This window comes from Streptomyces sp. ISL-43, assembly GCF_018614195.1.
GTDB lineage: Bacteria > Actinomycetota > Actinomycetes > Streptomycetales > Streptomycetaceae > Streptomyces.
In genome coordinates, this window is sequence record NZ_JAGGOT010000060.1 from 26,930 (window position 1) to 53,765 (window position 26,836).

Here is a 26,836-nt window from a genome sequence, read left to right on the forward strand (position 1 = left end):
GGCTCCCCGCTAGGGCGCGGGTGGCGCGGGCTGGGCCGGCGGTGCCGGCGGGACGACGAGCCGGTACCCGACGCCGCGGACGGTCTCGATGAGGGCCGGCATGCGCAGCTTGGAGCGCAGCGAGGCCACGTGGACCTCGAGGGTCCGGCCGGTCCCCTCCCAGCTGGTGCGCCAGACCTCACTGATGATCTGCTCGCGGCGGAAGACGACCCCGGGGCGCTGTGCGAGCAGGGCCAGCAGGTCGAACTCCTTGCGGGTGAGCGGGACGTCGGTGCCGTCCACGCCGACCCGGCGGGTGGACAGCTCGATGGAGACGGGGCCGAGCCGGACGACTCCGGACGTGCCCGTCCCGCCAGCGGCGGTTGCCTCCTCGGAGGCTCCGGTACGGCGGGCGACGGCGTGGATGCGGGCGAGGAGTTCACCCGTGTCGTAGGGCTTGGTCACGTAGTCGTCGGCACCCATGTTGAGGCCGTGGATGCGCGAGCGCACATCGGCCCGCGCGGTGACCATGATGACGGGCGTGCTGGTGCGCTTGCGGATCTTGCCGCAGACCTCGTAACCGTCCTGGTCGGGCAGGCCGAGGTCGAGCAGGATCACCCCGTACGGAGAGACCTGCGGCGGGGCGCCGGCCGGCAGGAGGGCCTGCAGGGCCTCCTCACCGCTGCGCGCATGGGTCACCCGGAAGCCGTGCCGGGCGAGGATCGCGGACAGGGCGGCGGCGACGTGGTCGTCGTCCTCGACGAGCAGCAGCCTCATGTCGTCCCCCTCTCCACTTCTTCCTCGTCCTTCATCGGTCGTCCGCCATTCGCTTGACGGCCACCAAGCATCCACGCCGATGCAGACTGCCACGTCAAGGCGGTTCCGGTCCGGCGGGGCTTCCGTTACGCACCCGGTACGGCCACGGTCGGTGCCCGGCCAACCGCGCGTACGGAGCGTATCGGTGCGAGGCCGGATCGTTATGCTCAATTCTCCCTCAGATGTGGTGACGTTGTGCGCGTCACGTCACTACTGTCCTCCCAACCGAGGAGGACGGAGCAAGAAGCCGATGAGCGGAGTATCAGTGACCAAGGACGTGCGGGACGCGGCCGGTGCCGCGGACGGCCTGGTCGTGCTGAACAACGTCAACAAGCACTTCGGCGCGCTGCACGTGCTGCAGGACATCGACCTGAGCATCGCCCGCGGCGAGGTCGTCGTGGTGATCGGCCCTTCGGGGTCGGGCAAGTCCACCCTGTGCCGGACCATCAACCGGCTGGAGACGATCGATTCGGGCACCATCACGCTCGACGGCAACCAACTGCCTTCGGAGGGACGCGAGCTGGCCAAGCTCCGTGCCGACGTGGGCATGGTCTTCCAGTCCTTCAACCTCTTCGCCCACAAGACGGTGCTGCAGAACGTCATGCTGGGCCAGCTCAAGGTCCGCAAGATGAGCCAGGCGGCCGCGCTGGAGAAGGCGAAGTCCCTGCTGGACCGGGTGGGCGTCGGCTCGCAGGCCGACAAGTACCCGGCGCAGCTCTCGGGCGGCCAGCAGCAGCGCGTGGCGATCGCCCGCGCGCTGGCGATGGACCCGAAGGTGATGCTGTTCGACGAGCCCACCTCGGCACTCGACCCCGAGATGATCAACGAGGTGCTGGAGGTCATGCAGCAGCTCGCCCGCGAGGGAATGACCATGGTGGTCGTCACGCACGAGATGGGCTTCGCCCGCTCTGCCGCCAACCGAGTGGTCTTCATGGCCGACGGGAAGATCGTCGAAGAGGCGACGCCCGATCAGTTCTTCAGCAACCCGCGGAGCGACCGCGCCAAGGACTTCCTGTCGAAGATCCTGCACCACTGAGGGTCCTGTCTGGTAGTCATCCGTAGGGCGGATCACCGCCGGAACGGATCACGACTGCGCCGTACACGTCGCTCGTCGTCCAAAACGTCTCATCCGAGGGAAGTTCACATGAAGATCCTCAAGGCTGGTGCGGCCGCTGCCGTCGCCGTGGCCCTCGCCCTGACCGCGACCGCCTGTGGCGGCAGCAGCGACAAGGCCGCCAGTGACGGCGGCCCGTCGGGCGGGGCCAAGGACAAGATCGTCATCGGCATCAAGTTCGACCAGCCGGGTCTGGGCCTGAAGAACCCCGACGGCAAGTTCACCGGCTTCGACGTCGACGTCGCGACGTACGTGGCCAAGGAGCTCGGCTACCAGCCCGACCAGATCGAGTTCAAGCAGGCCGTCAGCGCCGAGCGCGAGAACCTGATCGCCAACGGTGACGTCAAGCTCGTCGTCGCGAGCTACACGATCAACGACAAGCGCAAGGCGAAGGTCGACTTCGCCGGCCCGTACTTCCTGGCCCACCAGGACCTGCTGGTCCGCGCCGACGACTCCTCGATCACCAAGGCCGAGGACCTCAACAAGAAGAAGCTCTGCTCGGTCACCGGCTCCACCTCCGCGCAGAACGTCAAGACCAAGCTGGCCCCCGAGGCCGACCTGAAGGAGTCCGCGGGCTACTCCGAGTGCCTCACCGGCCTGGAGAGCAAGGCCATCGACGCGCTGACCACGGACAACTCGATCCTGGCCGGCTACGCCTCGCAGGACAAGAACAAGGGCAAGTTCAAGCTGGTCGGCCTCAACCTCAGCAACGAGCCCTACGGCATCGGCCTGAAGAAGGGCGACACCGAGCTCCAGACCAAGGTCAACGCCGCGCTCAAGAAGATGGTCGCGGACGGCGCTTGGGAGGCGGCCGTGAAGAAGAACTTCGGTCCGGCCGACTACAAGAACGAGCCTGCCCCGCAGATCACCGAAGGCAGCTGATTCATCGGTGAGGAGCGTCGCCGCCCGCCTGTCACGGGCGGCGGCGCCCCTCGCCGGCCATCCTGGGGAGAGCGCAGGGCATCGTGTTTGATTTTCTTGAGTCCGGGCAGTACGACGTGCTCGGAGCCTTCTGGGTGACGGTTCAGCTCACCTTGTACTCGGCGGCCGGATCCCTGGTATGGGGCACCGTCCTGGCCGGGATGCGGGTCAGCCCGGTACCGCTGATGCGCGGCTTCGGCACCGCGTACGTCAACGTGGTGCGCAACACCCCGCTGACTTTGCTGATCATTGCCTGCTCGCTTGGCCTGAGCGAGACCCTCGGCATCACGCTGGGCGGCGACACGTTCAAGGAGATCGGCTTCCGGCTGGCCGTCCTCGGACTGACGGCCTACACCGGCACCTTCGTCTGCGAGGCGCTGCGCTCGGGCATCAACACCGTGCCCGTGGGCCAGGCGGAGGCAGCGCGCGCGCTGGGCCTGAGCTTCTTCCAGGTGCTCACCCTGATCGTGCTCCCCCAGGCCTTCCGCGCGGTCATCGGGCCGCTCACGAACGTACTGATCGCACTCACCAAGAACACCACGGTGGCTGCAACCATCACCGTGGCCGAAGCGGCCCTGCTGATGAAGGAAATGGTCGAGAACGAGGCCGATGCGCTCTTCGCCGTCTTCGGCGTCTTCGCCCTCGGCTTCGTCCTCCTGACCCTGCCCACCGGCCTGCTGCTGGGCTGGGTGGCCAAGCGAGTGGCGGTAAAGCGATGACCTCCGTGCTGTACGACGCCCCGGGCCCCAAGGCCAAGGTGCGCAACTGGATCTATAGCGGGGTCTTCCTCGTACTCCTGGGCCTCGCCATATGGTGGGCGCTGGGCCTCATGTCGGAGAAGGGTCAGCTCGACGCCGAGAAGTGGAGCCCGTTCGTCACCGACAGCCAGGTCTGGACGACGTTCCTGATCCCCGGCCTGCTGGAAACCCTCAAAGCCGGTGTGATCGCCATGGTGATCGCCCTGCCGCTGGGCGCCCTCCTCGGCATGGGCCGACTCTCCGACCACGCCTGGGTCCGCCTCCCGGTCGGCGCCTTCGTCGAGTTCTTCCGCGCGATCCCAGTGCTGATGCTGATGCTGTTCGGCAGCGCCCTGTACGTGCAGTACACGTCGGTCCCCTCGGACGTCCGGCCGCTGTACGCGGTGGTCACCGGCCTGGTGCTGTACAACGCCTCGGTCATCGCCGAGATCGTCCGGGCGGGTGTGCTGTCCCTGCCCAGGGGCCAGACCGACGCGGCCAAGGCGATCGGCATGCGCAAGGGCCAGACCATGGTGTACGTCCTGATCCCGCAGGCCGTCACCGCGATGCTGCCGGCCCTGGTCAGTCAGCTCGTGGTGATCCTCAAGGACACCGCGCTCGGCGGCACCCTGCTCGGCCTCGCCGAGCTGCTGTCGACGGCCCGACAGATCTCCGCGAACTACAGCAACACCATCGCGACCTTCGTGGTGATCGCGCTGATCTACATCGCGGTGAACTTCGCCCTGACCACCTTGGCGTCTGGGCTGGAGAGCTGGCAGCGGAAGTCCAAGCGGGGCACCGGCGCCGTGGTCGCCGGTGACGTGGCCGAAGTCGACGCCGGCGGCGCGGCCGGCGTGGGTGAGGCTCCCTGACAGCCGGTCAGTACACTAGTGGGACACGTGTGGTGCGGCGGAACTCATCCGCCGCACCACTCGGCATTGTCCGGCCCGGCGTCACTTGACGCAGGCACCTCCAGTGGGTTGCATACGTTCTGTGATCACATACCGGACACCGGGAGCCACATCATGGACCCGGTGATCGTCGTCGGCGCGGGGCCCGTCGGGCTGTCCATGGCCCTCGCCCTGGCCGGCCAGGGCGTGCCCTGCGTCGTGCTCGACGAGGGACCCGGCAAGGACGAACCCCGCCCCGCCCGCACCGTCGCCCTGCACGCCGACACCGCCGCCATGGTGCACCGGCTGGGCTGCACGACCCTGCGCGACGAGGGCACGTACTTCGCCGCCTGGCGCACCATGCGGCGCGGCCGCGACGCGCAGCGGATCACCTTCGAGGACGGCCCGGCCCCCGCCCACCTGCCCCAGCACGCCCTGACCCGCGGACTGCGCGACGCCGCCACAGCGCACCCCCTGGTCCAGCTGGTCACCGAGAGCAAACTCGACGTCCTGGAGCAGGACGGCCACGGGGTCACCGCACACACCCGGGGCGCCGAGACCACGTGGTGGCGCGGCAGTTACCTGGTCGGCTGCGACGGAGCCCGCTCCACCGTGCGCAAGCTGCTCGGCATCCGCTTCCCCGGCCGCACCGCCGTCGAGCGGCACGCCGTCGCCGCCCTGCGCACCGAACTGCCCTGGCCCGGCGAGGCTTTGCTGCACCGCAACCCGCCCGAGGAAGTCACCGCCCGGCCGCTGCCCGACGGGGTGTACCGGCTGGACTGGCTGCTCCCGGCGCGCGGGGACCTCGTCACCCCCGACGCGCTGGTGACCCGCATCCGCGACACCCTCGCCGTGTGGTGCGGCGGCACGACACCCCCGTACGACCTCCTCGACACCGGGGTCCACACCCTGCACCACCGGCTCGCCCGGCGCTGGCGCGACGGCCGCGCCTTCCTCGCCGGGGACGCCGCGCACCTGCTCGGCGCGCTCGGCACCCAGGGCGTCGAGGAGGGCCTCCGCGACGCCGAGAACCTCGCCTGGAAACTCGCCCTCGCCTGGCACCACGGCGCCTCCGAGGAACTCCTCGACAGCTACGAGGCCGAGCGCCGCAGGGCGGTGGCCGCCCGGCTGCGCGCCGCCGACCAGGCCATGCCCGCGCTGCGCGCCGGGGGCGGGCTCCGCACCTACCTCCCCGGAGCCTCGCGTTCCGCCGAATCCCTCCTGACCGACGGCCACTTGGGGCGCGGCCCGCTGGGAGCGGAGCCGGTGTACGCCCCGCCCGTCGCCGTCCGCGAGGTCCCCACCGCCACCGAGCCGGGCGGGCCCGTCGCGAACATCCCGGTCACCGCGCCCGACGGCGCCACGGTGCCGCTGCGCGACCAGTTGGGCCGGGGCCGGGTGCTGGTCGTCCTCGTCGCCCCCGGCACCGGGGTCTGGGACCGGCGCCACTGGCTGGGCGCCGGCCTGATGCCCCGCCTCGCGGCGGCGGTCAGCGCACTCCCCGTCCGGGCGGAGCTCCTCGTCGCGGACGGCTATCCGGGGGCGGCGGCGCACACCGTGCTCCTCGTACGGCCCGACGGGCATCTGGCGGCGACGTTCGCCGGGGTCCGCCCCGCGGAGCTGTACGAGGCCGCCGACGCGGTGCGCCACGGCGCGCCCTCGGCCTCGCCCACGCCCATGGCGGCGCCCACGCCGGCACCTGTGATCGATTGACCGTCCGCCCGACTCGTGCTTCACTCGCCGACATGACCGGCAACGACGTACGCCTGTGGCGGAGGGTCCACATGGACCTGCTCCGCTACGCGGGCTGCGTGTGTCGCCCTTCCTGCTGATTCGCCTTCCTCCGCGCGCCCGCCGTGTGCCGCGCGCTCTCGCGAACCCCCAGGACGGTCATCCTCCATGTCTGCGCCCGCGCACGCCCCCTCCCCCGCCGTCACCTCGCCTTCGGTCACGGCGGCGGACCTCCTCGCCTTCACCCGGCGCGTCGCCTCCGACCCCGAACTGATCGCCTCCCTCCCCCTCGACCCCGAGGGCCGGACCTGGATCCGGCTCGACGGCCCGGGCGGCAGCGAGGCCTGGCTGATCGGCTGGCCGCCGGGCACCGGCACCGGCTGGCACGACCACGCCGAGTCCCGGGGCGCGTTCACCACCGCGCGGGGCCGCCTCACGGAGAACTCCCTGACGGTGCGCCTGCCCGCCGAGGGCTGGCAGTCCCTCTCCCTGGCTCCCGACGTGGACCGCACGCGCGACCTCGGGCCGGGCACCGGGCGCGCCTTCGGCGAGCACCACGTGCACGAGGTGCTCAACGAGTCCCGGACCGAGCACGCGATCTCCGTCCACGCGTACCACCCGCCGCTCCCCCTGATCCGCCGATACAGCCGCACCGGCCCGGTGCTCACGCTGGAGCAGGTCGAGCGGCCGGCGGACTGGCAGTGAGCGGCATCGACGCGCTCGTGGACCGGCTCCGCACCACGTACGACCGCGTGGACCCGGCCCAGGCGCACACGGAGTTCCTGGCCGGGGCCCTCCTGGTCGACATCAGGTACCAGGCCCTGCGTGAGCGGGACGGCCTGATCCCCGGCGCGCTGGTGATCGAGCGCAACGAACTGGAATGGCGTCTGGACCCCGAGGGCTCCCACCGCCTGCCGCAGGCCACGGACCGCGACGTCCGCGTCATCGTCATCTGCAACGAGGGCTACGCCTCCACCCTCGCGGCGGCCTCCCTCCACGCGCTGTCCCTCCCCAACGCCACTGACCTCACGGGCGGCTTCCAGGCCTGGCGCGCGGCGGGCCTCCCGGTTGCCTCTCCTTCTTGACGCGCCCCTCGCACCGCTCGGCCCTGGCGGGCCTCCCGGGGTCGGCCCACCCGCAGCCGGGGGCCCATGCGGCAGGACACCCCGCTGCCGGGGCCCGGCTACGGGGTGTCGGTGCCGGGGAGGCCCGGCTGCGATCGGGTCGCGGGGCCGAGGCCCGGGTCAGGCCCTGGTCAGGCCTTGGCCATGGCTACCTCCACCGGGGGGACCCGCAGCGCGACCCGCCCCGGCAGCCCCGTAGCGCACAGCGCCAGCAACCCCGCCCCGCCGACGACCACCGCGTAGGCCAGCGGAAGCACCACCGGCGCGGCCGTCCCCGTCATGCCCACGCTGAACGCGGTGAGTACCGCCAGCGCGATCCCCGACCCCAGCACCACCCCCATCAGGAGGACCGCCAGCGCCTCCGCCCGCAGCATCCCCCGTACCTGCCTGCGCTTCGCGCCCGCGAGCCGCAGCATCGCGAACTCCCGCATCCGCTCTCCCGTGGACATCGCCAGGGTGTTGGCCACCGCGATCGCGGTGAAGGCGAGGACCAGCCCCATCGCCAGCAGGTTGACCTCGGCCCCGGCGGCGGTGGCGGTCGCGGCCCGCCGGTCGGCCTCGGCCGCCGACAGCAGCGCCACGCCCGGGTACTCCCGTACGACCGCGGCCAGCCCCTCACGGCCCGCCGCACCCGGCTCCGCGGCCACCAGCACCCGCGAGGCCAGCGGATCGTCGACGTGCGCGGCCACCAGGGCGTGCGGCAGCGTCACGTCACCGAAGCCCAGCCCCCGCGCGTACACCGCCGACACCGTGAGCGTGACCGGCGTCCCGTCGCCCAGCGTCAGCTGCAGCGGGCTGCCCGGCTTCAGTCCCAGCTGGTCGGCGGCCAGTTCGCTCACGGCCGCCTTCCCCTCTCCGAATCCCGCCAGGCTCCCGCCCGTAACGCCCGGGTCCCAGGTCCGCTCCAGCCCGGCGGGGGTGACGCCCTGCGCCGCGTACTTCACGAGCCCCACCCGGATCGACGTGTGCACGACCTCGGTGGCCGCGGCGACCCCGGGGGTCCGGCGGATCCGTTCGGCGGCGGCGCCGGACACGCCCGGTACCGGGCCCTGTCCCGCGAGCATCCACTCGGCCCGCACTCCTTCGCGGGCCTGTGCCCGGGCCGCGTCCCCGAGGGTCGGCGTGACGAAGAGCACGGTGCAGGCCATCCCGACCAGCAGGGTGAGCGGGGTGACGGCGGAGGCCATCCGGGTGGCGTTGCCGCGCAGGTTCGCGGCGGCCAGGTGGCCGCCCGTGCCCGCCAGCCGCAGCGGTCCGGCGAGCAGCACGGTCGCGCCCTTGACGATCAGCGGGCCCAGCAGCGAGACGGCCCCGGCGAGCACCACGACGGCGAGGAAGGTGACCGGCGTGGACGCGGGCTCGGTGCGCAGGGTGCTCAGTACGGCGACCAGCACCACCCCGGCGGCCAGCAGCAGCACCCCGGCGGCGATCCGGGCCCACGCGGGCCGGCCGCGCTCGACGGCGGCCTCGGCGAGCGCCTCGGCGGGCCGGATGCGGGCGATGCGCCGTGCGGTGATCCGGGCCGCGGCCCAGGCGCCGAGCAGGCTCGCGCCGACGGCGGCGATCATCGGGAAGATCCCGGCGGTGCGCTCCAGGGTGACGGGGACGACCCCGCTGTCGACGAACCGGCCGTGCAGCCAGCCGGCCAGCGGCAGCCCGGCGAGGGCTCCGGCGATACCGGCGGCCAGACCCACCAGCAGTGCCTCGCGGCCGATCATGCGGCGCAGCTGGCGGGGGGTGGCGGCGATGGCGCGGAGCAGGGCGAGCTCGCGGTGGCGCTGCTGGATCGACAGGGCGAAGGTGCCGACGACGACGAGGATCGCCACGAGGAGCGAGGTGCCGCCCATCGCGCCGCCCATGGAGACCAGCTTGACCCGGGCCCCGGCCGCGTCGAGGAACTCGACGGGGCCCCGCTCGTCGCCGGAGGCGACCTGCGCGGTGGTGCCGTGGAGTGCTTGGCGGACCCGCCCGGCGAGCTCACCGGCGTCCACCCCGGCCTTCGGGAGGACACCGATGGCGCTGACCTTGCCGTCGCGGGCGGCGAGCCGCTGCGCTTCGGCGTCGCTGAAGAACAGCGCGCTCTGGTGCGCGAGGCTCCCGCCGGCCGGGGCCGCGATCCCGCTGACCCGGTAGGTCCTGGGTTCGCCGGTGGACTGCACGGTGAGCTCGGAGCCCGGCTTCAGGCCGGCGCGGGCGGCGAGTTCACGGTCGACGACGACCTCGGCGCCGCCCTGGGGGGCGCGGCCCTCGGCGAGCGTGAAGGGGGTGAGCGCGGCGGAGGTCCAGGCGTGCCCGTACGGGGGCTTCGCGCCGTCGGCGCCGTGCTCTCCCTGGGCTCCCTGGGCTCCCTCGGCGAGCGGGACGGCCTGGAAGGTGAGCTCGGGTACGGCCCGCTCGACTCCGGGCACCGCGCGGACGGTGTCGACGGTGGCGGCCGGCAGCCAGGCCCGTTCGGCGACGGGCTTGGCCTTGTGCTTCGTCTTCAGCTTGCCCTTCTTCTCCTTGACCGTCGTCGCGTGGACGTTCTGGTCGGCGGAGACGACCACCGGGGCGCCCGCGTAGCGCTCGGCGGGGATCTTTCCGCGCAGCCCCGTTTCCAGGAGGGTCCCGCAGGCGGTGATGAGCGCCGCCGCGCACAACAGGGCGACGAAGGCTCCGAGGAAACCGGCTTTGCGGTCCCTTACGGTCTGCAGTGCGTAGCGAAGCATCATGCGGACAACTCTGCCGCCGGGCAGGCTCCTTGGCAGTGCAGCACCCCGGCGTCCGGGGCCGGGGGCTAACCCCACCCCGGGAGCGGCTCAGCCCCCGGGGTACCCCAGATCGTCGGCGTCCTCGCCTTCCGCCTCCAGCGCGCGGCGGACCACCCGCAGTGCCATGCCCTCCGGGTACCCCTTGCGGGCGAGCATCCCCGCGAGGCGCCGGATCCGCTTGTCCCGCTCCAGGCCCCGGGTGGCGCGGAGCTTGCGCTCCACGAGCTCCCGGGCGGTCTCCTCCTCCTGGTCGGAGTCCAGCTGCTCCAGGGCGTCCTGTACGAGGGCCGCGTCCACCCCCTTGGTGCGCAGCTCCTGGGCGAGCGCCCGGCGTGCCAGGCCCCGGCCCCGGTGCCTGGATTCGACCCAGGCCCCGGCGAACGCGGCGTCGTCGATCAGGCCCACCTCCTCGAACCGGGAGAGGACCTGCTCCGACACCTCCTCGGGGATGTCCCGCTTGGCCAGGGCATCCGCGAGCTGCCGCCGGGTACGCGGCATCCCGGTGAGCAGGCGCAGACAGATCGCCCGCGCCTGCTCCTCGGGACTCTGGGGCGGCAGCTCCTGACGGCCGTCGCGGCCGTCGCGGCCCTCCGCGCGGCGGCCGTCGCGGCCGCCACTCCCGCGGCGACCTTCCCGACTGCCTTCACGACCACCCTCTCGGCGGCCTTCCCGGCCGCCTGTGCCACCGCCCCTTTCCTGCTCCCACACGGGTCAGCTCTTGGCGACGGCGGACTTGGCCGCGATCTTGGCCTTCGAGGCGGGAGCGGGCACGGCCGGCGTCTCGGTGGACGCGTCCGCGCCGGCCTCGGCCGCGGCGGTGGCAGCGGCGTCCTTGCGGACACCGACGCCCAGCTTCTCCTTGATCTTCCGCTCGATCTCGTCGGAGAGGGCGGGGTTGTCGCAGAGGAACTTCCGCGCGTTCTCCTTGCCCTGGCCGAGCTGGTCGCCCTCGTACGTGTACCAGGCGCCGGCCTTGCGCACGAAGCCGTGCTCCACGCCCATGTCGATCAGGCCGCCCTCGCGGCTGATGCCGTGGCCGTAGAGGATGTCGAACTCGGCCTGCTTGAAGGGCGGCGCGACCTTGTTCTTGACGACCTTGACGCGGGTGCGGTTGCCGACCGCGTCCGTGCCGTCCTTGAGGGTCTCGATGCGCCGGATGTCGAGGCGCACGGAGGCGTAGAACTTCAGCGCGCGGCCACCGGTGGTGGTCTCCGGCGAGCCGAACATCACACCGATCTTCTCGCGGAGCTGGTTGATGAAGATCGCGGTGGTCTTGGACTGGCTGAGCGCACCGGTGATCTTCCGGAGGGCCTGGCTCATCAGACGGGCCTGGAGGCCCACGTGCGAGTCGCCCATCTCACCCTCGATCTCCGCGCGCGGCACGAGCGCCGCGACGGAGTCGATGACGATGAGGTCGAGCGCGCCGGAGCGGACCAGCATGTCCACGATCTCCAGCGCCTGCTCGCCGGTGTCCGGCTGGGACAGGATGAGGTTGTCGGTGTCGACGCCGAGGGCCTTGGCGTACTCGGGGTCGAGCGCGTGCTCGGCGTCCACGAAGGCGACGGTGCCGCCGGCCTTCTGCGCGTTGGCGACGGCGTGGAGGGTCAAGGTCGTCTTACCGGAGGACTCCGGCCCGTACACCTCGACGACGCGACCGCGCGGCAGCCCGCCGACGCCGAGCGCGATGTCCAGCGCGGTCGACCCGGTCGGGATGACGTCGATGGGTTCGTTCGGCTTGTCGCCGAGACGCATCACGGCGCCCTTGCCGAACTGTCGTTCAATCTGTGCGAGAGCGGCGTCGAGAGCCTTCTCGCGGTCGGTGCCTGCCATGGGTTCCACCCGGTTTACTTGAGTCGATCGCTTCACGCCATTGACGCTAACGCCTGCCACTGACAACGCGGTCCCACGTCCGGTTTGACTGTGGATAACCCATGAGAATGCGTGTTCGATTTCCCTGTCAAGCGCGCCACACCGGACCCGTCCGACACTCCCGCGGGCGGCGTGATCCACCGCCACGAAGGACGCACCTCAAGCATGTTCCCGACCGGCCGCACCGCGCCCCTCGCACGGGAACTGACAACCGAGGGTTGACACCCTTTCGACTGTCAACCTAGGGTTGCACTCATGACGAACCCTTCGGTGGAACCCGTTCGCATGACCAATCCGGTACGCCTCGACGACCTCATCGAGGCCATCAAGAAGGTCCACACCGACACCCTCGAGCAGCTCAGCGGCGCCGTCGTGGCCGCCGAGGCCCTCGGGGACGTCGCCGACCACCTCATCGGCCACTTCGTCGACCAGGCCCGCCGCTCCGGCGCGTCCTGGACCGACATCGGCCGCAGCATGGGCGTGACCCGCCAGGCCGCCCAGAAGCGCTTCGTCCCCAAGGCCGACAAGGCCGGGGAAGGCAACGACGTCGACGCCGCCCAGGGCTTCGGCCGTTTCACGCCCCGCGCCCGCAACGTCGTCGTGACCGCCCAGAACGAGGCCCGCGCGGCCGGCAACACCGAGATCGCCGCCGCCCACCTGGTCCTCGGCCTGCTCGCCGATTCCGAGTCCCTCGCCGCGATCGCCCTGCGGGCGCAAGGGGTCGCGCTGGAGGACGTGCGCGCCGCCGTGACCGCCGTCCTGCCCGCGCCCGTCGCCGAGGTCCCTGAGCTCGTGCCCTTCGACGCCGCCGCCAAGAAGGCGCTCGAGCTCACCTTCCGCGAAGCCCTGCGCCTGGGGCACGGCTACGTCGGCACCGAGCACATCCTCCTCGCCCTCCTCGAACTCGAGGACGGCGAAGGCGTGCTCGCCTCCCTCGGCCTCGACAAGGCCGCTACCGAGGCGACCGTCGCCGAAGCCCTGGAATCCGTACTCGGCGCCCCCGGGAAGGAGTAGTCCTCCCCCCGGAGGCCCCGGAGGCCCCGGAGGCCCCGTCCTCCGTCACCGCGTACCGCTTCACGTACGCGCCGAGGAACGCCTGCATCGTGGCGGTGGCCGGGATCGCGACGAGCGCCCCGACCGCGCCCAGCAGGGCGGTGCCGGCGATGACCGATCCGAAGGCCACCGCCGGGTGGATGTCCACGGTCTTCGAGGTCAGCTTCGGCTGGAGCACGTAGTTCTCGAACTGCTGGTACACCACCACGAATCCGAGTACGTACAGCGCGTACCAGGGGCTGACCGAGAAGGCGAGCAGGATCGGCAGCGCGCCCGCCAGGTAGGTGCCGATGGTGGGGATGAACTGCGACACCAGCCCCACCCACACCGCGAGCGCGGGCGCGTACGGCACGCCGAGCGTGGCGAGCAGGACGTAGTGAGCGGCCCCGGAGACCAGCGCCATCAGCCCGCGCGAGTAGAGGTAGCCGCCCGTCTTGGTGACGGCGATCTCCCACGCCCGCAGCACCTCCGCCTGCTTCGCGGGCGGCAGTACGGAGCACAGGGCGCGCCGCAGCCGCGGCCCGTCGGCGGCGAAGTAGAAGGAGAACAGCCCGATCGTCAGCAGCTTGAAGAGCCCGCCGAGCACGGTGGCGGACACGTCGAGCACGCCGCTCGCGCTGTTCTGCACGTACTTCTGCAGCCAGTCGGAGCGCAGCAGGCTGTCCTGGATCTCCAGCCGGGACACGTCCGTGTGGAAGGTGTCGTTGATCGACCCGATCACCGAGTCGAGATAGCCCGGGAAGCCTTCCACCAGTTCGACGATCTGTGAGGCGAGGATCGAGCCGAGCAGGGCGACGAACCCGGCGGACGCGACGAACACCCCGAGGAACACCAGGAAGGTGGCGAACCCGCGGCGCATGCCCCGGGCCGCCATCCCGGCCACGGCGGGTTCGATGGCGAGCGCGAGGAAGAACGCGATCAGGATGTTGACGAACAGCCCGATCAGCTGGTGGAAGGCCCAGCTGCCGAGCTGGAAGCAGGCGACGAGGGCCAGTACGAGGACCACAGCGCGCGGCAGCCAGCGCGGCATCCGCGCGTCCGCCGAGGCGGGAGCCGGGGCCGCGCCCCCACCGGGCGGGTCCCCGGGGCCGCTCCCGGGGCGGGTCTCGGGCCCGCTCTCCGCGCCGGCCCCGGCATCGGCCCCCGGGCCGGGGCCCTGGCCTGCGGGGACCCGCTCGGGCCGCGGGCCGGTCGTCGTCTCATCAGTCGCTGCCACGCGTCCAGTCTGTCCCACCGGCCGCCCGTACGAGGAGCGGCGCGGGCCCGCCGCGCTCAGCGCAGCGAGGCAGGCACGTCGACCGCCGAACACACCGCGCGCCACACGTCCTTGGCCTCCCAGCCCGCGTCCAGCGCCTCGTGGACCGTGCGGCCCCCGAGCTCCGTCATGACGTGGTCCCGCGCGAAGGAGTCCGCGTAGCCCGCGCCGAAGTGCTCGGCCATCCGCTCCCAGAAAATCGTCAACCGCATGCCCCCAGTATCCCGCCCCGGAGAGTGCACCGGTCCCGTTCGGGCCCCCTCGGCGCATCACCGGCCCCTACGGTTTCTCGCATGCCTGGAGACGAAGCTTGCGCCCCGGCGGCGCCGACGGCGGCGAACGCGCCGGCCCGCGCCGAGCAGTTCATCTGGCTCACGGCCCGGGTCCTGGAGCAGCGGCGGTTCGCGTTCCACTTCCTCGGCGGGGACGCCGACCCGGTGGACGCGGCCCTCGGCGCGTACCTCGGCGGCGACGGCGGGTACGGCCACGCCCTCGACCCGGATCTGCGCGGCCCGCTGAGCCACCCGCTGCACACCGCCCACGCCCTGCGCGTCCTGGACGGCCTGGGCCGCTGCGCCGGGCAGCGCATCGAGCGGCTCTGCGAGCACCTGGCCCGGGTCTCCACCCCGGAAGGGGCGCTCGCGGTGACCTCCCCGGGCCCGGGCGGCTATCCGGCGGCCCCGTACCACCCGCTGTACGACGACCCGCCCGGCGACCTGCCGGCCACCGGCCCGATCGTCGGGATCCTGCACCGCAACCGGGTCTGGCACGCGTGGCTGTTCCGGGCGACGGAGTTCTGCTGGGACCGGGTGGAGAACATGCGCCATCCGAACCCGTACGAGATCCAGGGCGCGGTGGCCTTCCTGGACGGCGTCCCCGACCGGGCCCGGGCCTCGGCGGCCGCCGACCGGCTGGGGCGGCTGGTGCGCGAGCGTCGGCTGGTCGTACTGGACCCGGCGCGGCAGGACCCGTACCCGCCGGTGCCCGGCCACGCGCCGGGCGAGCACCTCTACCCGCACGACTTCGCCCGCCACCCGCGGTCCCTGGCCCGGGGCTGGTTCACGGATGCGGAAGTGCGCCGCTCGCTGCACTACCTGGCCGGGCTGCAGCAGCCGGACGGCGGCTGGCCGGTGCACCGCGGGGAGTGGGCGCCGGGCAGCTCGCTGGAGCGGCGGCCGATCGCCACGCTGGAGGCGCTGCTGACGCTGCGCGCGTACGGCTGGCCGCCGGCCGGCGCTACCCTCCCAGCGCCCGGAGCCCCGCGGTGACGACGACGGCCGCCGCGACCACGACGAGGAACGGGGCCCGCAGCAGCAGCGCGACCCCGGCGGCCGCGAGTCCGGCGGCACGGGCGTCGAGTACGAGCTCGTGCCCGGTGGCGAAGGTCTGCTGGGCGGTGAGCGCGGCGAGCAGCGCGACCGGCAGGAGCGCGGCGAGCTTGCGCACGGTCGGCCGCTCCAGGGCTCCGGCGGGGACGAGCAGTCCGGCGAGCTTGACGGCGTAGCAGCCGACGACGGTGAGCCCGATGGCGATCCAGACGTTCACGAGCGGCGTCCCTTCAGCCAGAGGATCAGGGGGGCGGCCAGTGCCGCGATGAGCACGGGAACGCCTGCGGGCAGTACGGGCAGCAGGCCGAGTCCGAGGACCAGGGCGAGTGCGGCGACGGCCCGCTCGGTGGCCGTCTTCAGCATCGGCGCGAGCAGCGCGAGGAAGACCGCGGGCCCGGCGGCGTCCAGCCCCCACGCGTCGGTGTCCCCGATGGCCTCGGCGCCGAGCGCGCCCAGCAGGGTGGTGAGGTTCCACAGGACGTACAGGCTCAGCCCGGTCACGGTGAAGCCGAGCCGCGCCGACTTCCGGTCGGGCTGGGCGAGCGCCACTGCGGTGGTCTCGTCGATCACCCAGTGCGCGGCGAAGGGCCGTACGCCCTTGGGAAGGGCGAGCAGCTGGGACAGCCGCAGTCCGTAGAAGGCGTTGCGGGTTCCGAGGAAGAAGGCCCCGGCGGCGGCGGTGAACGGATTGCCGCCCGCGGCCAGCGCCCCGACCAGCGCGAACTGCGAGGCCCCGGTGAACACCAGCAGGCTGAGTACGCATGCCTGCAGGGTGCTGACCCCGGACCCGGCGGCCGTCACCCCGAAAGCGAACCCGGACAGGCCGACCGCCACTCCGACGCCGAGCGCGTCCCGTACGACGGCGGCGCGCGGCTTGTTCACGGCCGGGGCCCCGCCGGGGACCTCTTGGTCGGGAAACTCTTGTATGGCCATCCGATGTTCTCCCACGCCCCGAAAATACGGAGGGAGCGCCGTCCTGGTCTTGTACGTTCTTGCACCATGCATGAAATGATCAAGGAAATGGCAGACCGGCTGGCCCAGGTACCGGGCGTGCGCGGAGTCATGCTCGGCGGCAGCCGGGCGCGCGGCGAACACCGGCCGGAATCGGACTGGGACCTCGGCGTCTACTACCGCGGCGGCGCCCTCGACCTCGCCGCTCTGGGCGCGCTCGCGGGACCGGACGTGGAGGTCGCCGGGCCGGGCGGCTGGGGGCCCTGGGTCAACGGCGGCGCGTGGCTGCGCGTGGACGGCGTGGCGGTGGACTGGATCCTGCGGGACCTGGACCGGGTGGAGCGGGTGTGGGAGGACTGCCGCGCGGGCCGCTACGAGGTGGGGGTGCAGCCGGGACACCCTCTCGGCTTCTGGTCCCCCTGCTACCCGGGCGAGGTGGCCCTGGGCCAGGTCCTCGCGGATCCGTCGGGCGAGCTGGCGCGCCTGCGCGCCGAGACCTCGGAGTATCCCGAGCCCCTGCGGGACTCCCTGATCGCCGGGGCCTGGGAGGCGGACTTCCTCGTCGCGGGCGCGGCGAAGGGCGCGGCCCGCGCGGACGGGCTGTACGTCTCGCTGAGCCTGTCCAAGGCCTTCGGCGTCCTGGTCCAGGCGCTGTTCGCCGCGGACCGGCGCTGGTGCCTCAACGAGAAGGGCGCGCTGGCCGCCGCCGAGCTCCTGCCGGGCGCGCCGACCGGCTTCGGCGAGCGCGTACGGGCCCTGCTGGGCGCTCCCGGCACCACCGCGGAGTCCCTGACGTCGACGGTGGCCGCGGCCCGCGCCCTGGTCGAGGAGACCCGCGCGGCGCTCGCCTAGCTAGGTCGTGTCCGTGCCGTCCCGGCGGCGGACCGGCTCGCCGAGCAGTCGCGTGAGCTCCTCCTCCACGGCGGCGAGCAGTCCGGCGCCCCAGACGCAGAGGGTCTGCTCCCAGGGATGGCCGAAGGTGCCGAAGCGCAGGTCGGGGTGGACGTTGAGGTAGTAGTCGCCGTCGGGGTGTACGGCACCCGGCCAACGGGGCCTGCCGGGTCCGCCCACCCGGTGGGGGTCGAAGACGTAGCCGGTGTGCTGCCAGTCGAGGAAGCACAGCAGTTCCCCCGGGCGGGTGAGCTCCGTCAAAGCACGGTTGACATTTTCGTCGAGGGCGCCGAGTTTCTCCTCCTCGCCGTCCAGTGCTTCGAGGGACCAGGTGGCCGACGGGGTGGGTTCATCGATGCCGGGAAACCGATTCATGCTGGGACGGAAGCCGAACTCCTCGTGGAAGCGGTCCCAGAGCCGGTCCTCGTCCCCGGCCCTGGTCTCCCGGACCGGCCGGGTCAGGGCCGGGCTGCCGGCCGGGAGCCGGCGGTAGGTGCGCACCGTCGTGAGCTCCACGAACCCGGCAGCCGACAGTGCGGTGCGCAGCTCTCCGTCGGCCTCGGCGACGCAGTACGGCGCCGCGTGCCCGAAGAGGTAGGCCTTCTCCGCCAGTGGGGCGAAAGCTGCCACGAGTGCGACGTGCGGCCCGGTCAGCCCGCCGATGACGACGAAGTCCGAGTCCGCGAAGCGTCCCGCCCACCCGGCGGCGGTCACACGGGCTCCATCGACCAGGACCACGGTGTCCCCCCGACCGCCTCTGCCGTACGCGGCCCAGCCGTCGGCCTCCACCTCAGCCAGCGGCCTGGCGTGCGGACCGCTCGTGGCAGCCAGCTCGCGTACCCGCGCGCCCGGGAGGGCGGAGCGCACCCGGGCGTCCCTCCTCGGGGCGATCGCCTTGAACTCCGCCACCAGCAGCGACCGCTCCGGATCGGCGGTGAACCCGGCCGCCTCCAACTCCTCGGCCAAGGCCGGCGGGTCGGCCCCGTACACCTTCCATTGGACCGGCTCGTTGCGCGCCCCGAAGGCCGCCTGCTGCCTGCGCACCAGTGCGGCGAGCTCCGCGCGCGCGATGTGCGTCAGCGGCTGGTGGCCGACCGTGCCGTGCGTGCCGTAGTGCGTCCGTACGAGGGGCCCGTCCTGCTCGACCACCGCGCCCGGCGGCGGCCACTCGGGCACCAGCCCGCGCACCTGCGCCGTGTACGCGGCCCACACCCTCGCCCGCTCCGACCGGTCCATGATCCAGACCCTAACCGGCCGCCCGTTCCCGCCGGTAGGCGCCCGGCGGTACCCCCACGATGCGGGTGAAGTGCCGGTTCAGGTGCGGCTGGTCGGTGAAGCCGACGGTGACGGCCGCCTCCGCCGGCGGGGTCCCCGCGTCGAGCAGCCGGCGCGCCCGCCGGACCCGGGCGTCGGTCAGCCAGGTGTGCGGCGGCATGCCGTACCGCTCCCGGAAGGCCCGCAGCAGTGCGAACGGGCTCGTCCCCAATTCCGCCGCGAGCTGCTCCAGCGACGGCGGCTCGCCCATCCGCTCCTCCAGTACGGCCCGGGCCCGCTCGGCGTCGGCGGCGCCCGCGCGGCGTACCGTACGGGCGGGCAGCGGCCCGGCGTGCCGGGTCAGCATCCGGGCCACGGCGCCGCGCAGCAGCGTGTCGGCGACCAGCGCGTTCCCCGCCTCGGCGGCCCGGTGGACTTCCGCGATCACCCGCGAGGCCTGCGGGTCGGCGACCATGTCGGCGGTGAATCCGGGGGTCCCGCGCAGGGTGCCGATCTCGTCGGCGACCTCGGCGATCAGCGCCCGGGAGGGGTAGAGGGTGGCGTAGGCCCAGCCCTCGGGGACTCCGGCGCGGGCGGTGTGCGCGACCTCGGGGTTGATCAGGACCACGCTGCCGGGGCCTGCTCGGACGGTGCCGCCCGGCAGGCCGATCTCCTCGATGCCGCCGGTGACGGCCGCGATGACGTAGCCGTCGTGGGCGTGGCGCGGGAAGGTGTGGCGGACGTAGTGGGCGCGCAGCAGGTCCAGCCCGGGCAGTTCCGCGTACTGCCAGTGCCGCGCCCACTCCCGGCGGCCCTCGTCCGCTCCGGTGCCCGTCCCCATCCCTCCATTCTGCGCCCCGGCCGGTCGGGGCGTTTACGCAGGTCCGGCCGGTTGTCAGTGGGCGGGTGCACGATGGGGGCATGTCCGGAACCGCGCTCGACTCGTTCTCCCCCGCGACCCGCTCCTGGTTCACGGGGGCCTTCGTCTCGCCCACCGCCGCCCAGGAGGGTGCCTGGCGGGCGATCGGAGCCGGTTCGGACGTGCTGGTGGTGGCCCCCACCGGCTCCGGCAAGACCCTGGCGGCCTTCCTCGCCGCCCTCGACCAGCTCGCGTCGGCCCCGCCGCCGGCCGAGGCGAAGAAGCGCTGCCGGGTGCTGTACGTCTCGCCCCTGAAGGCCCTGGCGGTGGACGTGGAGCGCAATCTGCGCAGCCCCCTGACCGGGATCCGGCAGGAGTCGGTGCGCCTCGGCCTACCGGAGCCGGAGATCCGGGTCGGGATCCGCTCCGGCGACACCCCGCCGGCCGAGCGGCGGGCGCTGGTGACCCGGCCGCCGGACATCCTGATCACCACTCCCGAGTCGCTGTTCCTGATGCTGACGTCGGCGGCCCGCGACGCCCTGGCCGGGATCGAGACGGTGATCCTGGACGAGGTGCACGCGGTCGCCGGGACCAAGCGCGGCGCCCATCTCGCCCTGTCCCTGGAGCGGTTGGACGAGCTGCTGCCGCGGCCCGCGCGCCGGATCGGGCTGTCGGCGACGGTCCGGCCGGTGGACGAGGTGGCCCGCTACCTCGCGCCGCGCGGCAAGGTGGAGATCGTCCAGCCGCCGTCGACGAAGGAGTTCGACCTGTCGGTGGTCGTCCCGGTCGAGGACATGGGCGAGTTGGGCGGCTCCCCCGCCACCGAGGGCAAGGAGGGCGGCGACAAACCGTCGATCTGGCCGCATGTGGAGGAGCGGATCGCCGATCTGGTCCAGGCCCACCGCTCCACGATCGTGTTCGCCAACTCCCGCCGCCTCGCCGAGCGTCTGTGCAACCGGCTCAACGAGATCGCGTACGAGCGTGCCATGGGAAGCCCCCTGCCCGAGGGCACGCCCCCGGCCGAGATCATGGCCCAGTCGGGCGCCGCCCTGGGCGCGCCGCCGCTACTGGCCCGCGCCCACCACGGCTCGGTCTCCAAGGAGCAGCGGGCGCTGGTCGAGGAGGACTTGAAGGCGGGCCGGCTGCCCGCCGTGGTCGCCACCTCCAGCCTGGAGCTCGGCATCGACATGGGCGCGGTCGACCTCGTCATCCAGGTGGAGTCCCCGCCGTCGGTGGCCTCCGGACTCCAGCGCGTCGGCCGGGCCGGGCACCAGGTGGGCGCGGTCTCCACCGGTGTCGTCTTCCCCAAGTACCGGGGCGACCTGGTGCAGGCCGCGGTGGTCACCGAGCGGATGCGCACGGGCTCGATCGAGTCCCTGCGGGTCCCCTCCAATCCGCTGGACGTCCTCGCCCAGCAGCTGGTCGCGATGACCGCGATGGACACCTGGCAGCTGGACGACCTGATCGCCCTGGTGCGGCGGGCGGCGCCCTTCGCGGCGCTGCCGGAATCGGCGTTCACGGCGGTACTGGACATGCTGGCCGGCCGCTATCCGTCGGACGCGTTCGCCGAGCTCAGACCCCGGGTGGTGTGGGACCGCGTGGCCGGTACGATCACCGGCCGGCCCGGAGCCCAGCGGCTCGCGGTCACCTCCGGCGGGACCATCCCCGACCGCGGCCTCTTCGGCGTCTTCCTGGCCGGCGCCGACCCGAAGAAGGGCGGCGGCCGGGTCGGCGAGCTCGACGAGGAGATGGTCTACGAGTCCCGCGTCGGCGACGTCTTCACCCTCGGCACCACCTCCTGGCGGATCGTGGACATCACCCGCGACCGCGTCCTGGTCACCCCCGCCCCCGGGGTCCCGGGCCGCCTGCCGTTCTGGAAGGGCGACCAGCTGGGGCGCCCGCTCGAACTGGGCCGCGCGGTCGGCGCGTTCCTGCGCGAGCTCGGCGGCCTTGCGGACGAGGACGCCCGCCTGCGCCTGCTGGCGGCCGGCCTGGACGCCTGGGCCGCCCAGAACGTCCTGTCGTACCTCGCCGAACAGCGCGAGGCCTGCGGCCACGTCCCGGACGACCGGACCATCGTGGTCGAGCGGTTCCGCGACGAGCTCGGCGACTGGCGGGTCGTCGTCCACTCCCCCTTCGGCGCCCAGGTGCACGCCCCGTGGGCGCTGGCCCTCGGCGCCCGCCTCTCCGAGCGGTACGGGATGGACGCGCAGGTGATGCACGCCGACGACGGCATCGTGCTGCGCCTGCCGGACGCCGACCTGCTGGGCATGGACCTGGACCTGCTGGACCACGACCCGGCGCGGGACCGGTCCTTCGACTTCGACGACGAGAAGCCCCCGCTCGGCGCGGCGGACGTGGCTTTCGACCACGGAGACGTCAACCAGATCGTCACCGATCAGGTGGGCGGCTCCGCGCTGTTCGCCTCCCGCTTCCGCGAGTGCGCGGCGCGCGCCCTGCTGCTGCCGCGCCGCGACCCGGGCAAGCGCACCCCGCTGTGGCAGCAGCGCCAGCGCGCCTCGCAGCTCCTCCAGGTGGCCTCGGAGTTCGGCTCCTTCCCGATCGTGCTGGAAGCCGTACGGGAGTGCCTGCAGGACGTCTTCGACGTACCGGGCCTGACCGAGCTGATGGGGGACATCGAGGCCCGCCGCGTACGCCTCGTCGAGGTCACCACCCCCGAGCCCTCCCCCTTCGCCCGCTCCCTCCTCTTCGGCTACGTCGCCCAGTTCCTCTACGAGGGCGACTCGCCCCTCGCCGAGCGCAGGGCGGCCGCGCTGTCGCTGGACTCCCGGCTGCTGGCCGAGCTGCTGGGCCAGGCGGAGCTCCGCGAGCTCCTGGACCCGGAGGTACTAGCGGAGCTGGAGCGGGAGCTCCAGTGGCTGACGGAGGACCGGCGGGCCAAGGGCGCCGAGTCCGTGGCCGACCTGCTGCGCATGCTGGGCCCGCTCACCCCGGCGGAGCTCACCGCGCGCGGCGCGGACCCGGCGTGGGCGCAGTCCCTCTCCGCGTCCCGCAGGGCGATCCGGGTCCGGATCGGCGGCGAGGACCACTGGGCGGCCATCGAGGACGCGGGCCGGCTGCGGGACGCGCTGGGCACGGCGCTCCCGGTGGGCGTCCCCGAGGCGTTCACCGAACCGGTGAAGGACCCGCTCGGCGACCTCCTCGCCCGGTACGCCCGCACGCACGGCCCCTTCAACACGGCCACCGCCGCCGCCCGCTTCGGTCTGGGCCCGGCCGTGACGGACGGCGCGCTGCACCGGCTCGCGGCGGCCGGGCGGGTGGTGCAGGGCGAGTTCCATCCGGCGGGCATCGGCCAGGAGTGGTGCGACGCGACAGTGCTGCGCCGGCTGCGCCGCCGCTCGCTGGCGGCGCTGCGCCAGGAGCTGGAGCCTGTCCCGCCCGCCTCCCTCGCCACCTTCCTCCCCCAGTGGCAGCACCTGGGCGGAGCCCTGCGCGGCATCGACGGGCTGGCCCGCGCGATCGAACAGCTGCAAGGCGCCCCGGTTCCGGCCTCCGCGCTGGAACGCCTGATCCTCCCGTCCCGGGTCTCGGACTACTCCCCGACGCTCCTGGACGACCTGACCACCACGGGCGAGGTGGTCTGGGCGGGTGCGGGGGCTCTGCCGGGCAAGGACGGCTGGATCTCCCTCTACCTCGCGGAGGCGGCCCCGCTCCTCCTCCCGCCGCCACACCCGTTGGAGCTCACCCCGGTCCACCAGGCCCTCCTGGACGCCCTCTCCGGCGGCTACGGCCTGTTCTTCCGCCAGCTCACGGAGTCGGTGCGCGCCCGGCACCCCGAGATTTCCGACGCGGACCTCTCCTCCGCCCTCTGGGACCTGGCCTGGTCGGGCCGCCTGACCAACGACACCCTCGCCCCCCTGCGCTCCCTGCTCGGCTCGGGCCGCACGGCCGGCGCCACCGCCCACCGTGCGCGCCGCACCGTCCCGCGCGGCCGCTACGGCACGCTCACCGCCACGGTCTCCCGTACGGGCCCGCCCACGGTGTCGGGCCGCTGGTCCCTGCTCCCGGTCCACGCCCCCGACCCGACCCACCGCGCGCACGCCCTCGCCCGCACCCTGCTGGACCGCCACGGCGTGGTGACCCGGGGCGCGGTGGCCGCCGAAGGCGTGGAGGGCGGCTTCAGCGCGGTCTACCGCGTCCTGTCCGCCTTCGAGGACAGCGGCCAGGCCCGCCGGGGCTATGTGGTCGAGGGACTGGGTGCGGCGCAGTTCGCCATGGACGGCGCGGTCGACCGCCTCCGCGCGGCCGAGCGGACCCCGCCCCCGCTGGCGGCGGTGGTCCTCGCGGCCGCCGACCCGGCGAACGCCTACGGCGCGGCCCTGCCCTGGCCGGAGCCCCCGACCGGCGCCACCCACAAGCCGGGCCGCAAGGCGGGTTCCCTGGTGGTCCTGGTCGACGGCGAACTCACCCTCTACCTGGAGCGCGGCGGCAAGACCCTCCTCGCCTGGCCCCCACCGGACGACTCCCGCCTCGCAGCGGCGGTGGCAGCCCTGACCACGGCCTCCCGTACGGGCACCCTCCCGGCCCTCACGGTGGAACGCATCAACGCCGCCGCCTCCCTGACCTCCCCCTACGCCCCACCCATCGAAGCCGCGGGCTTCCACGCCACCCCCCGCGGCCTCCGCCTCCGCTAGACCGTCCCTTCCGGATCTCGCCGGGCCCGCGACGCCTGGCACCGCACGTGGCCGCGTCGTCGGGGCTCCCGAGTACGTCCAGTACGCGAGGCGCCCTCTCCGCCTTGCCGTGCACGGCACCAGACGCCGCGGGCCGCCCAGGAAGTCCGCGGCCACGCCCGGGGGCGCGGCCCGACCGCCGCCAGTCGCCCGGGGTCCGGGGCCGGGCCCCGGGGAACGGGGGAAGGGCAGGGCGGGGAGCAGCTCCGCGCAGCGGCCGTCCGCTCCGCCCGCAGCACTCCCCCACCGGCGCCGCTACCGAGTCCGCAAGCCCCCGAGCCGGGCGCCAGCACAGGCACAGGCACAGGCCCCGGCACCGCCCACCGAGCCCGGAAGGCCCCGAGCCCGGCGCCAACACAGGCACAGGCACAGGCACAGGCACAGGCCCCGGCACCGCCCACCGAGCCCGCAAGGCACCGCCACCGCCACCACCCGCACGACACCACCCGCGCGGGACAATTGGGTCCATGCCCGAAGGCGACAGCGTCTACCGCACCGCGGCCCGGCTCCGCGACGCCCTCGCGGGCAAGGTGATCACCCGTTCCGACCTCCGCGTCCCCCGCTTCGCCACCGCCGACCTCACCGGCAGGACCATCCTCGGCGTCGTCTCCCGGGGCAAGCACCTCCTCATCCGCTTCGGCCCGGCCGCAGACCTCGACGCCCCGACCCGCGAACCCGCAACCCCCCTCACCCTCCACACCCACCTCCGCATGGACGGCGCCTGGCGCATCCTCCCTGCCCCCGGCACCGGCACCGCCGCGACCGGTCCTGCCACCACCGTCGGCCCGCCCGCCGCCGGCCCCGGCGCCGCCCCCACCACCAGCCCCGCCAAGACGGCCAAAGCTGCCAAGACCGCAGGCCCCGCAGGCCCCGCCCACGAGATCCGCGTCATCCTCGCCACCCCCGACCACACCGCCGTCGGCTACCGTCTCCCCGTCGTCGAACTGATCCGCACCGCCGACGAGCACCGCGCCGTCGGCCACCTCGGCCCCGATCTCCTCGGCCCCGACTGGGACGAGGAGGTCGCCGCCGCGAACCTCCTCGCCGCCCCCGGGCGCCCCCTCGGCGAGGCTCTCCTCGACCAGCGCAACCTGGCCGGCATCGGCAACATCTACAAGTGCGAGCTCTGCTTCCTCGCCCGGCTCACCCCCTGGACCTCCGTCGGCGACATCCCGCAGGCCACGCTCCCCCGCCTCGCGGCCGCCGCGCACCGGCTCCTCGACGCGAACAAGGACCGCCGCCGCAACACCACCGGCAGCCGCCGGCCCGGTCAGGACCTCTTCGTCTACGGCCGCGCCCGCCGCCCCTGCCTGCGCTGCGGCACCCCGGTCCGCGAGGCCCCGCAGGACGGCCGCCCCACGTACTGGTGCCCCCGCTGCCAATCCGGCCCTACGCCATAGTTGACGCTCCGTCAGATCCGGTCGTACCGTCCCCGCATGCCCACACCCACTCCGTACGACCTCACCGGCCGCACCGCCCTGGTCACCGGCGCCGCCAGCGGCATAGGCCGCGCCACCGCCGTACTCCTCGCCTGGGCGGGGGCGGCCGTGCACTGCGCGGACCGCGACGCCCAGGGCCTCCAGGAGACGGCCGAGCTGATCACCAAGGCGGGCGGGCAGGCAGAAGTCCACCCCCTCGACGTGACCGACCGCGCCGCCGTCAAGGCCGCCGTCGCGCAGGCCGGCCCGCTCGACATCACCGCCGCGATCGCCGGGATCATGCACAGCAGCAGCGTCCTGGAGACGGCCGACGAGGACCTCGACCGGGTCCTGGACATCAATTTCAAGGGCGTCCTGCGCACCTGCCAGGAGGCCGCCCGCTCCATGATCGCGGCGGGCCGTCCCGGTTCGATCATCACGATGGCCTCCGGCGCCGTGGACGCCGCCCAGCCCGGCCTGCTCTGCTACAGCGCGGCCAAGGCCGCCGTCGTACAGCTCACCAAGACCCTTGCCACCGAGGTCGGACCCCACGGCATCCGCGTCAACGCCGTCGCACCGGGGTGGATCCGCACCCCGATGACCGGCCGCCACAGCCCCGAGGTCCAGGAGCAGACGGAGGCGATGATGACCCGGATGTCCCCGCTGCGCCGCGTCGGCGAGCCCGAGGACATCGCCCAGGCCGTGCTCTACCTCGCCTCGGACGCCTCGTCCTTCATGACGGGCCAGATCCTTCGTCCGAACGGTGGAGTCTCGATGCCCTGGTAGCCGCTTCCCCGGCCGTCACGGACCCGTCAGCCACCGACGGGGCGGCCACCGACCCGGCGGCCCACTCCCCGCCACCACCACCGCCATCGCCCCCGACACCGTCAGCCCCGCGCCGCCCCGCCCCACGACGACTCCGCACGGGCCCCGGCACACAGTGCACGGGCAGCAGCCCCAGACCCCACCCACCGACGGCGACCGCACCTTCCAAGGGCCCCGCCTCGGCCGGCGCCAGCGCCAGCCGGAGCACGGCCCACCACCACAGGGCGCCCACGGCCAGCACGAGGACCAGGCCCGCGGGTATGCGCAGCAACCGCCGCACGGTCACCTCCCAGGGGCCGGGGACCCGGACGGGCCCATCCTCCCGCACCCCCCGCACGCCCGCACCCCCGCACCCAGAACGGCCCGGAGCCCCGGTC

The 26,836-nt window shown here is 73.5% G+C and carries 24 protein-coding genes; 14 read left to right on the forward strand and 10 right to left on the reverse strand.

The features are described from left to right. Positions 1 to 9: 9 nt before the first annotated feature. Complete coding sequence (locus J7F03_RS31445) at positions 10 to 756, reverse strand: response regulator transcription factor (protein WP_214955520.1); 747 nt, start codon at positions 754 to 756, stop codon at positions 10 to 12. Positions 757 to 1,045: 289 nt separating this feature from the next. Here J7F03_RS31445 and J7F03_RS31450 point away from each other — a divergent pair, with 289 nt between their 5' ends. The 8 genes from J7F03_RS31450 to J7F03_RS31480 all read left to right on the forward strand — a co-directional run bounded on the left by J7F03_RS31450 (position 1,046) and on the right by J7F03_RS31480 (position 7,273). Continuing rightward, on the forward strand, positions 1,046 to 1,831 hold the full coding sequence (locus tag J7F03_RS31450) for an amino acid ABC transporter ATP-binding protein (protein ID WP_285440522.1): 786 nt from the start codon (positions 1,046 to 1,048) through the stop codon (positions 1,829 to 1,831). 108 nt (positions 1,832 to 1,939) lie between these two features. Beyond that, the gene (locus J7F03_RS31455; protein ID WP_214955522.1) at positions 1,940 to 2,791 is read left to right on the forward strand and encodes a glutamate ABC transporter substrate-binding protein; all 852 of its coding nucleotides are present in this window, start codon (positions 1,940 to 1,942) and stop codon (positions 2,789 to 2,791) included. A gap of 83 nt (positions 2,792 to 2,874) precedes the next feature. Further along, positions 2,875 to 3,549, forward strand: a complete 675-nt coding sequence (locus J7F03_RS31460; RefSeq protein ID WP_214955524.1) for an amino acid ABC transporter permease — start codon at positions 2,875 to 2,877, stop codon at positions 3,547 to 3,549. Beyond that, on the forward strand, positions 3,546 to 4,439 hold the full coding sequence (locus J7F03_RS31465; RefSeq protein WP_214955526.1) for an amino acid ABC transporter permease: 894 nt from the start codon (positions 3,546 to 3,548) through the stop codon (positions 4,437 to 4,439). Before J7F03_RS31460 ends, J7F03_RS31465 begins: the two co-directional genes overlap by 4 nt. 153 nt (positions 4,440 to 4,592) lie before the next feature. Next, positions 4,593 to 6,170 carry an FAD-dependent monooxygenase gene (locus J7F03_RS31470; protein ID WP_214955529.1) on the forward strand — a complete coding sequence of 526 codons (1,578 nt, stop codon included), beginning with the start codon at positions 4,593 to 4,595 and terminating at the stop codon, positions 6,168 to 6,170. Between the two features lie 32 nt (positions 6,171 to 6,202). Beyond that, a complete protein-coding gene (locus J7F03_RS42800; protein ID WP_311318651.1) occupies positions 6,203 to 6,289 on the forward strand; it encodes a putative leader peptide in 87 nt (28 codons plus the stop codon). A gap of 67 nt (positions 6,290 to 6,356) precedes the next feature. Next, the gene (locus J7F03_RS31475) at positions 6,357 to 6,893 is read left to right on the forward strand and encodes a cysteine dioxygenase (RefSeq protein ID WP_214955531.1); all 537 of its coding nucleotides are present in this window, start codon (positions 6,357 to 6,359) and stop codon (positions 6,891 to 6,893) included. Next, positions 6,884 to 7,273 carry a rhodanese-like domain-containing protein gene (locus J7F03_RS31480; protein WP_214955581.1) on the forward strand — a complete coding sequence of 130 codons (390 nt, stop codon included), beginning with the start codon at positions 6,884 to 6,886 and terminating at the stop codon, positions 7,271 to 7,273. The genes J7F03_RS31475 and J7F03_RS31480 overlap by 10 nt, the downstream gene beginning before the upstream one ends. Positions 7,274 to 7,443: 170 nt before the next feature. Here J7F03_RS31480 and J7F03_RS31485 read toward each other — a convergent pair whose 3' ends face one another. The 3 genes from J7F03_RS31485 to recA form a co-directional block, all read right to left on the reverse strand. Next, positions 7,444 to 10,023: an FtsX-like permease family protein gene (locus tag J7F03_RS31485; protein ID WP_214955533.1), complete on the reverse strand. Its 2,580-nt coding sequence runs from the start codon at positions 10,021 to 10,023 to the stop codon at positions 7,444 to 7,446. 87 nt (positions 10,024 to 10,110) lie between these two features. Then, the gene (gene recX / locus J7F03_RS31490) at positions 10,111 to 10,770 is read right to left on the reverse strand and encodes a recombination regulator RecX (RefSeq protein WP_214955536.1); all 660 of its coding nucleotides are present in this window, start codon (positions 10,768 to 10,770) and stop codon (positions 10,111 to 10,113) included. Between the two features lie 3 nt (positions 10,771 to 10,773). Next, positions 10,774 to 11,892, reverse strand: a complete 1,119-nt coding sequence (gene recA / locus J7F03_RS31495; protein WP_214955538.1) for a recombinase RecA — start codon at positions 11,890 to 11,892, stop codon at positions 10,774 to 10,776. Positions 11,893 to 12,186: 294 nt separating this feature from the next. Between recA and J7F03_RS31500 the strand changes: the two genes are divergently transcribed. Then, positions 12,187 to 12,945: a Clp protease N-terminal domain-containing protein gene (locus tag J7F03_RS31500; RefSeq protein ID WP_214955540.1), complete on the forward strand. Its 759-nt coding sequence runs from the start codon at positions 12,187 to 12,189 to the stop codon at positions 12,943 to 12,945. Here the strand turns inward: J7F03_RS31500 and J7F03_RS31505 are convergent. Both J7F03_RS31505 and J7F03_RS31510 read right to left on the reverse strand, forming a co-directional pair. Next, on the reverse strand, positions 12,884 to 14,014 hold the full coding sequence (locus J7F03_RS31505) for an AI-2E family transporter (protein WP_214955583.1): 1,131 nt from the start codon (positions 14,012 to 14,014) through the stop codon (positions 12,884 to 12,886). The genes J7F03_RS31500 and J7F03_RS31505 overlap by 62 nt on opposite strands. 242 nt (positions 14,015 to 14,256) lie before the next feature. Further along, positions 14,257 to 14,451: a DUF3046 domain-containing protein gene (locus J7F03_RS31510; protein WP_214955542.1), complete on the reverse strand. Its 195-nt coding sequence runs from the start codon at positions 14,449 to 14,451 to the stop codon at positions 14,257 to 14,259. Between the two features lie 81 nt (positions 14,452 to 14,532). Here J7F03_RS31510 and J7F03_RS31515 point away from each other — a divergent pair, with 81 nt between their 5' ends. Continuing rightward, positions 14,533 to 15,507 (forward strand): hypothetical protein, encoded by a 975-nt coding sequence (locus J7F03_RS31515; RefSeq protein WP_214955544.1) that lies wholly within the window; start codon positions 14,533 to 14,535, stop codon positions 15,505 to 15,507. Here J7F03_RS31515 and J7F03_RS31520 read toward each other — a convergent pair. Beyond that, positions 15,476 to 15,784, reverse strand: a complete 309-nt coding sequence (locus J7F03_RS31520; protein WP_214955546.1) for an AzlD domain-containing protein — start codon at positions 15,782 to 15,784, stop codon at positions 15,476 to 15,478. The genes J7F03_RS31515 and J7F03_RS31520 overlap by 32 nt on opposite strands. After that, the gene (locus J7F03_RS31525) at positions 15,781 to 16,500 is read right to left on the reverse strand and encodes an AzlC family ABC transporter permease (RefSeq protein ID WP_251072767.1); all 720 of its coding nucleotides are present in this window, start codon (positions 16,498 to 16,500) and stop codon (positions 15,781 to 15,783) included. Before J7F03_RS31525 ends, J7F03_RS31520 begins: the two co-directional genes overlap by 4 nt. Before the next feature lie 66 nt (positions 16,501 to 16,566). Between J7F03_RS31525 and J7F03_RS31530 the strand changes: the two genes are divergently transcribed. After that, positions 16,567 to 17,370 carry a nucleotidyltransferase domain-containing protein gene (locus tag J7F03_RS31530; protein ID WP_214955550.1) on the forward strand — a complete coding sequence of 268 codons (804 nt, stop codon included), beginning with the start codon at positions 16,567 to 16,569 and terminating at the stop codon, positions 17,368 to 17,370. Here J7F03_RS31530 and J7F03_RS41500 read toward each other — a convergent pair whose 3' ends face one another. Beyond that, positions 17,371 to 18,645 (reverse strand): DUF2716 domain-containing protein, encoded by a 1,275-nt coding sequence (locus J7F03_RS41500; protein ID WP_251072768.1) that lies wholly within the window; start codon positions 18,643 to 18,645, stop codon positions 17,371 to 17,373. 10 nt (positions 18,646 to 18,655) lie between these two features. After that, the gene (locus J7F03_RS31540; protein ID WP_214955551.1) at positions 18,656 to 19,504 is read right to left on the reverse strand and encodes an AraC family transcriptional regulator; all 849 of its coding nucleotides are present in this window, start codon (positions 19,502 to 19,504) and stop codon (positions 18,656 to 18,658) included. Between the two features lie 80 nt (positions 19,505 to 19,584). On the opposite strand from J7F03_RS31540, the gene J7F03_RS31545 reads away from it, so the two are divergent. The 3 genes from J7F03_RS31545 (at position 19,585) to J7F03_RS31555 (ending at position 26,420) form a co-directional block, all read left to right on the forward strand. Next, positions 19,585 to 24,177: an ATP-dependent helicase gene (locus J7F03_RS31545; RefSeq protein WP_214955553.1), complete on the forward strand. Its 4,593-nt coding sequence runs from the start codon at positions 19,585 to 19,587 to the stop codon at positions 24,175 to 24,177. Positions 24,178 to 24,683: 506 nt separating this feature from the next. Next, positions 24,684 to 25,616, forward strand: a complete 933-nt coding sequence (locus J7F03_RS31550; RefSeq protein ID WP_214955554.1) for an Fpg/Nei family DNA glycosylase — start codon at positions 24,684 to 24,686, stop codon at positions 25,614 to 25,616. A 36-nt stretch (positions 25,617 to 25,652) separates the two neighbouring features. After that, on the forward strand, positions 25,653 to 26,420 hold the full coding sequence (locus tag J7F03_RS31555) for an SDR family NAD(P)-dependent oxidoreductase (protein WP_214955558.1): 768 nt from the start codon (positions 25,653 to 25,655) through the stop codon (positions 26,418 to 26,420). Positions 26,421 to 26,836: the final 416 nt, after the last annotated feature.

Excerpts from the sequence above, each read along its gene's own strand:
- J7F03_RS31475 (WP_214955531.1), top strand. The coding sequence starts at position 6,357 with ATGTCTGCGCCCGCGCACGCCCCCTCCCCCGCCGTCACCTCGCCTTCG.
- recA (WP_214955538.1), bottom strand. The coding sequence starts at position 11,892 with ATGGCAGGCACCGACCGCGAGAAGGCTCTCGACGCCGCTCTCGCACAG.
- J7F03_RS31445 (WP_214955520.1), bottom strand. The coding sequence starts at position 756 with ATGAGGCTGCTGCTCGTCGAGGACGACGACCACGTCGCCGCCGCCCTG.
- J7F03_RS31515 (WP_214955544.1), top strand. The coding sequence starts at position 14,533 with ATGCCTGGAGACGAAGCTTGCGCCCCGGCGGCGCCGACGGCGGCGAAC.
- J7F03_RS31550 (WP_214955554.1), top strand. The coding sequence starts at position 24,684 with ATGCCCGAAGGCGACAGCGTCTACCGCACCGCGGCCCGGCTCCGCGAC.
- J7F03_RS31530 (WP_214955550.1), top strand. The coding sequence starts at position 16,567 with ATGCATGAAATGATCAAGGAAATGGCAGACCGGCTGGCCCAGGTACCG.
- J7F03_RS31470 (WP_214955529.1), top strand. The coding sequence starts at position 4,593 with ATGGACCCGGTGATCGTCGTCGGCGCGGGGCCCGTCGGGCTGTCCATG.
- J7F03_RS31540 (WP_214955551.1), bottom strand. The coding sequence starts at position 19,504 with ATGGGGACGGGCACCGGAGCGGACGAGGGCCGCCGGGAGTGGGCGCGG.
- J7F03_RS31465 (WP_214955526.1), top strand. The coding sequence starts at position 3,546 with ATGACCTCCGTGCTGTACGACGCCCCGGGCCCCAAGGCCAAGGTGCGC.
- J7F03_RS31525 (WP_251072767.1), bottom strand. The coding sequence starts at position 16,500 with ATGGCCATACAAGAGTTTCCCGACCAAGAGGTCCCCGGCGGGGCCCCG.
- J7F03_RS31505 (WP_214955583.1), bottom strand. The coding sequence starts at position 14,014 with ATGCCGCGCTGGCTGCCGCGCGCTGTGGTCCTCGTACTGGCCCTCGTC.
- J7F03_RS41500 (WP_251072768.1), bottom strand. The coding sequence starts at position 18,645 with ATGGACCGGTCGGAGCGGGCGAGGGTGTGGGCCGCGTACACGGCGCAG.
- J7F03_RS31450 (WP_285440522.1), top strand. The coding sequence starts at position 1,046 with ATGAGCGGAGTATCAGTGACCAAGGACGTGCGGGACGCGGCCGGTGCC.
- J7F03_RS31500 (WP_214955540.1), top strand. The coding sequence starts at position 12,187 with ATGACGAACCCTTCGGTGGAACCCGTTCGCATGACCAATCCGGTACGC.
- J7F03_RS31510 (WP_214955542.1), bottom strand. The coding sequence starts at position 14,451 with ATGCGGTTGACGATTTTCTGGGAGCGGATGGCCGAGCACTTCGGCGCG.
- J7F03_RS42800 (WP_311318651.1), top strand. The coding sequence starts at position 6,203 with ATGACCGGCAACGACGTACGCCTGTGGCGGAGGGTCCACATGGACCTG.
- J7F03_RS31555 (WP_214955558.1), top strand. The coding sequence starts at position 25,653 with ATGCCCACACCCACTCCGTACGACCTCACCGGCCGCACCGCCCTGGTC.
- J7F03_RS31485 (WP_214955533.1), bottom strand. The coding sequence starts at position 10,023 with ATGATGCTTCGCTACGCACTGCAGACCGTAAGGGACCGCAAAGCCGGT.
- J7F03_RS31455 (WP_214955522.1), top strand. The coding sequence starts at position 1,940 with ATGAAGATCCTCAAGGCTGGTGCGGCCGCTGCCGTCGCCGTGGCCCTC.
- J7F03_RS31545 (WP_214955553.1), top strand. The coding sequence starts at position 19,585 with ATGTCCGGAACCGCGCTCGACTCGTTCTCCCCCGCGACCCGCTCCTGG.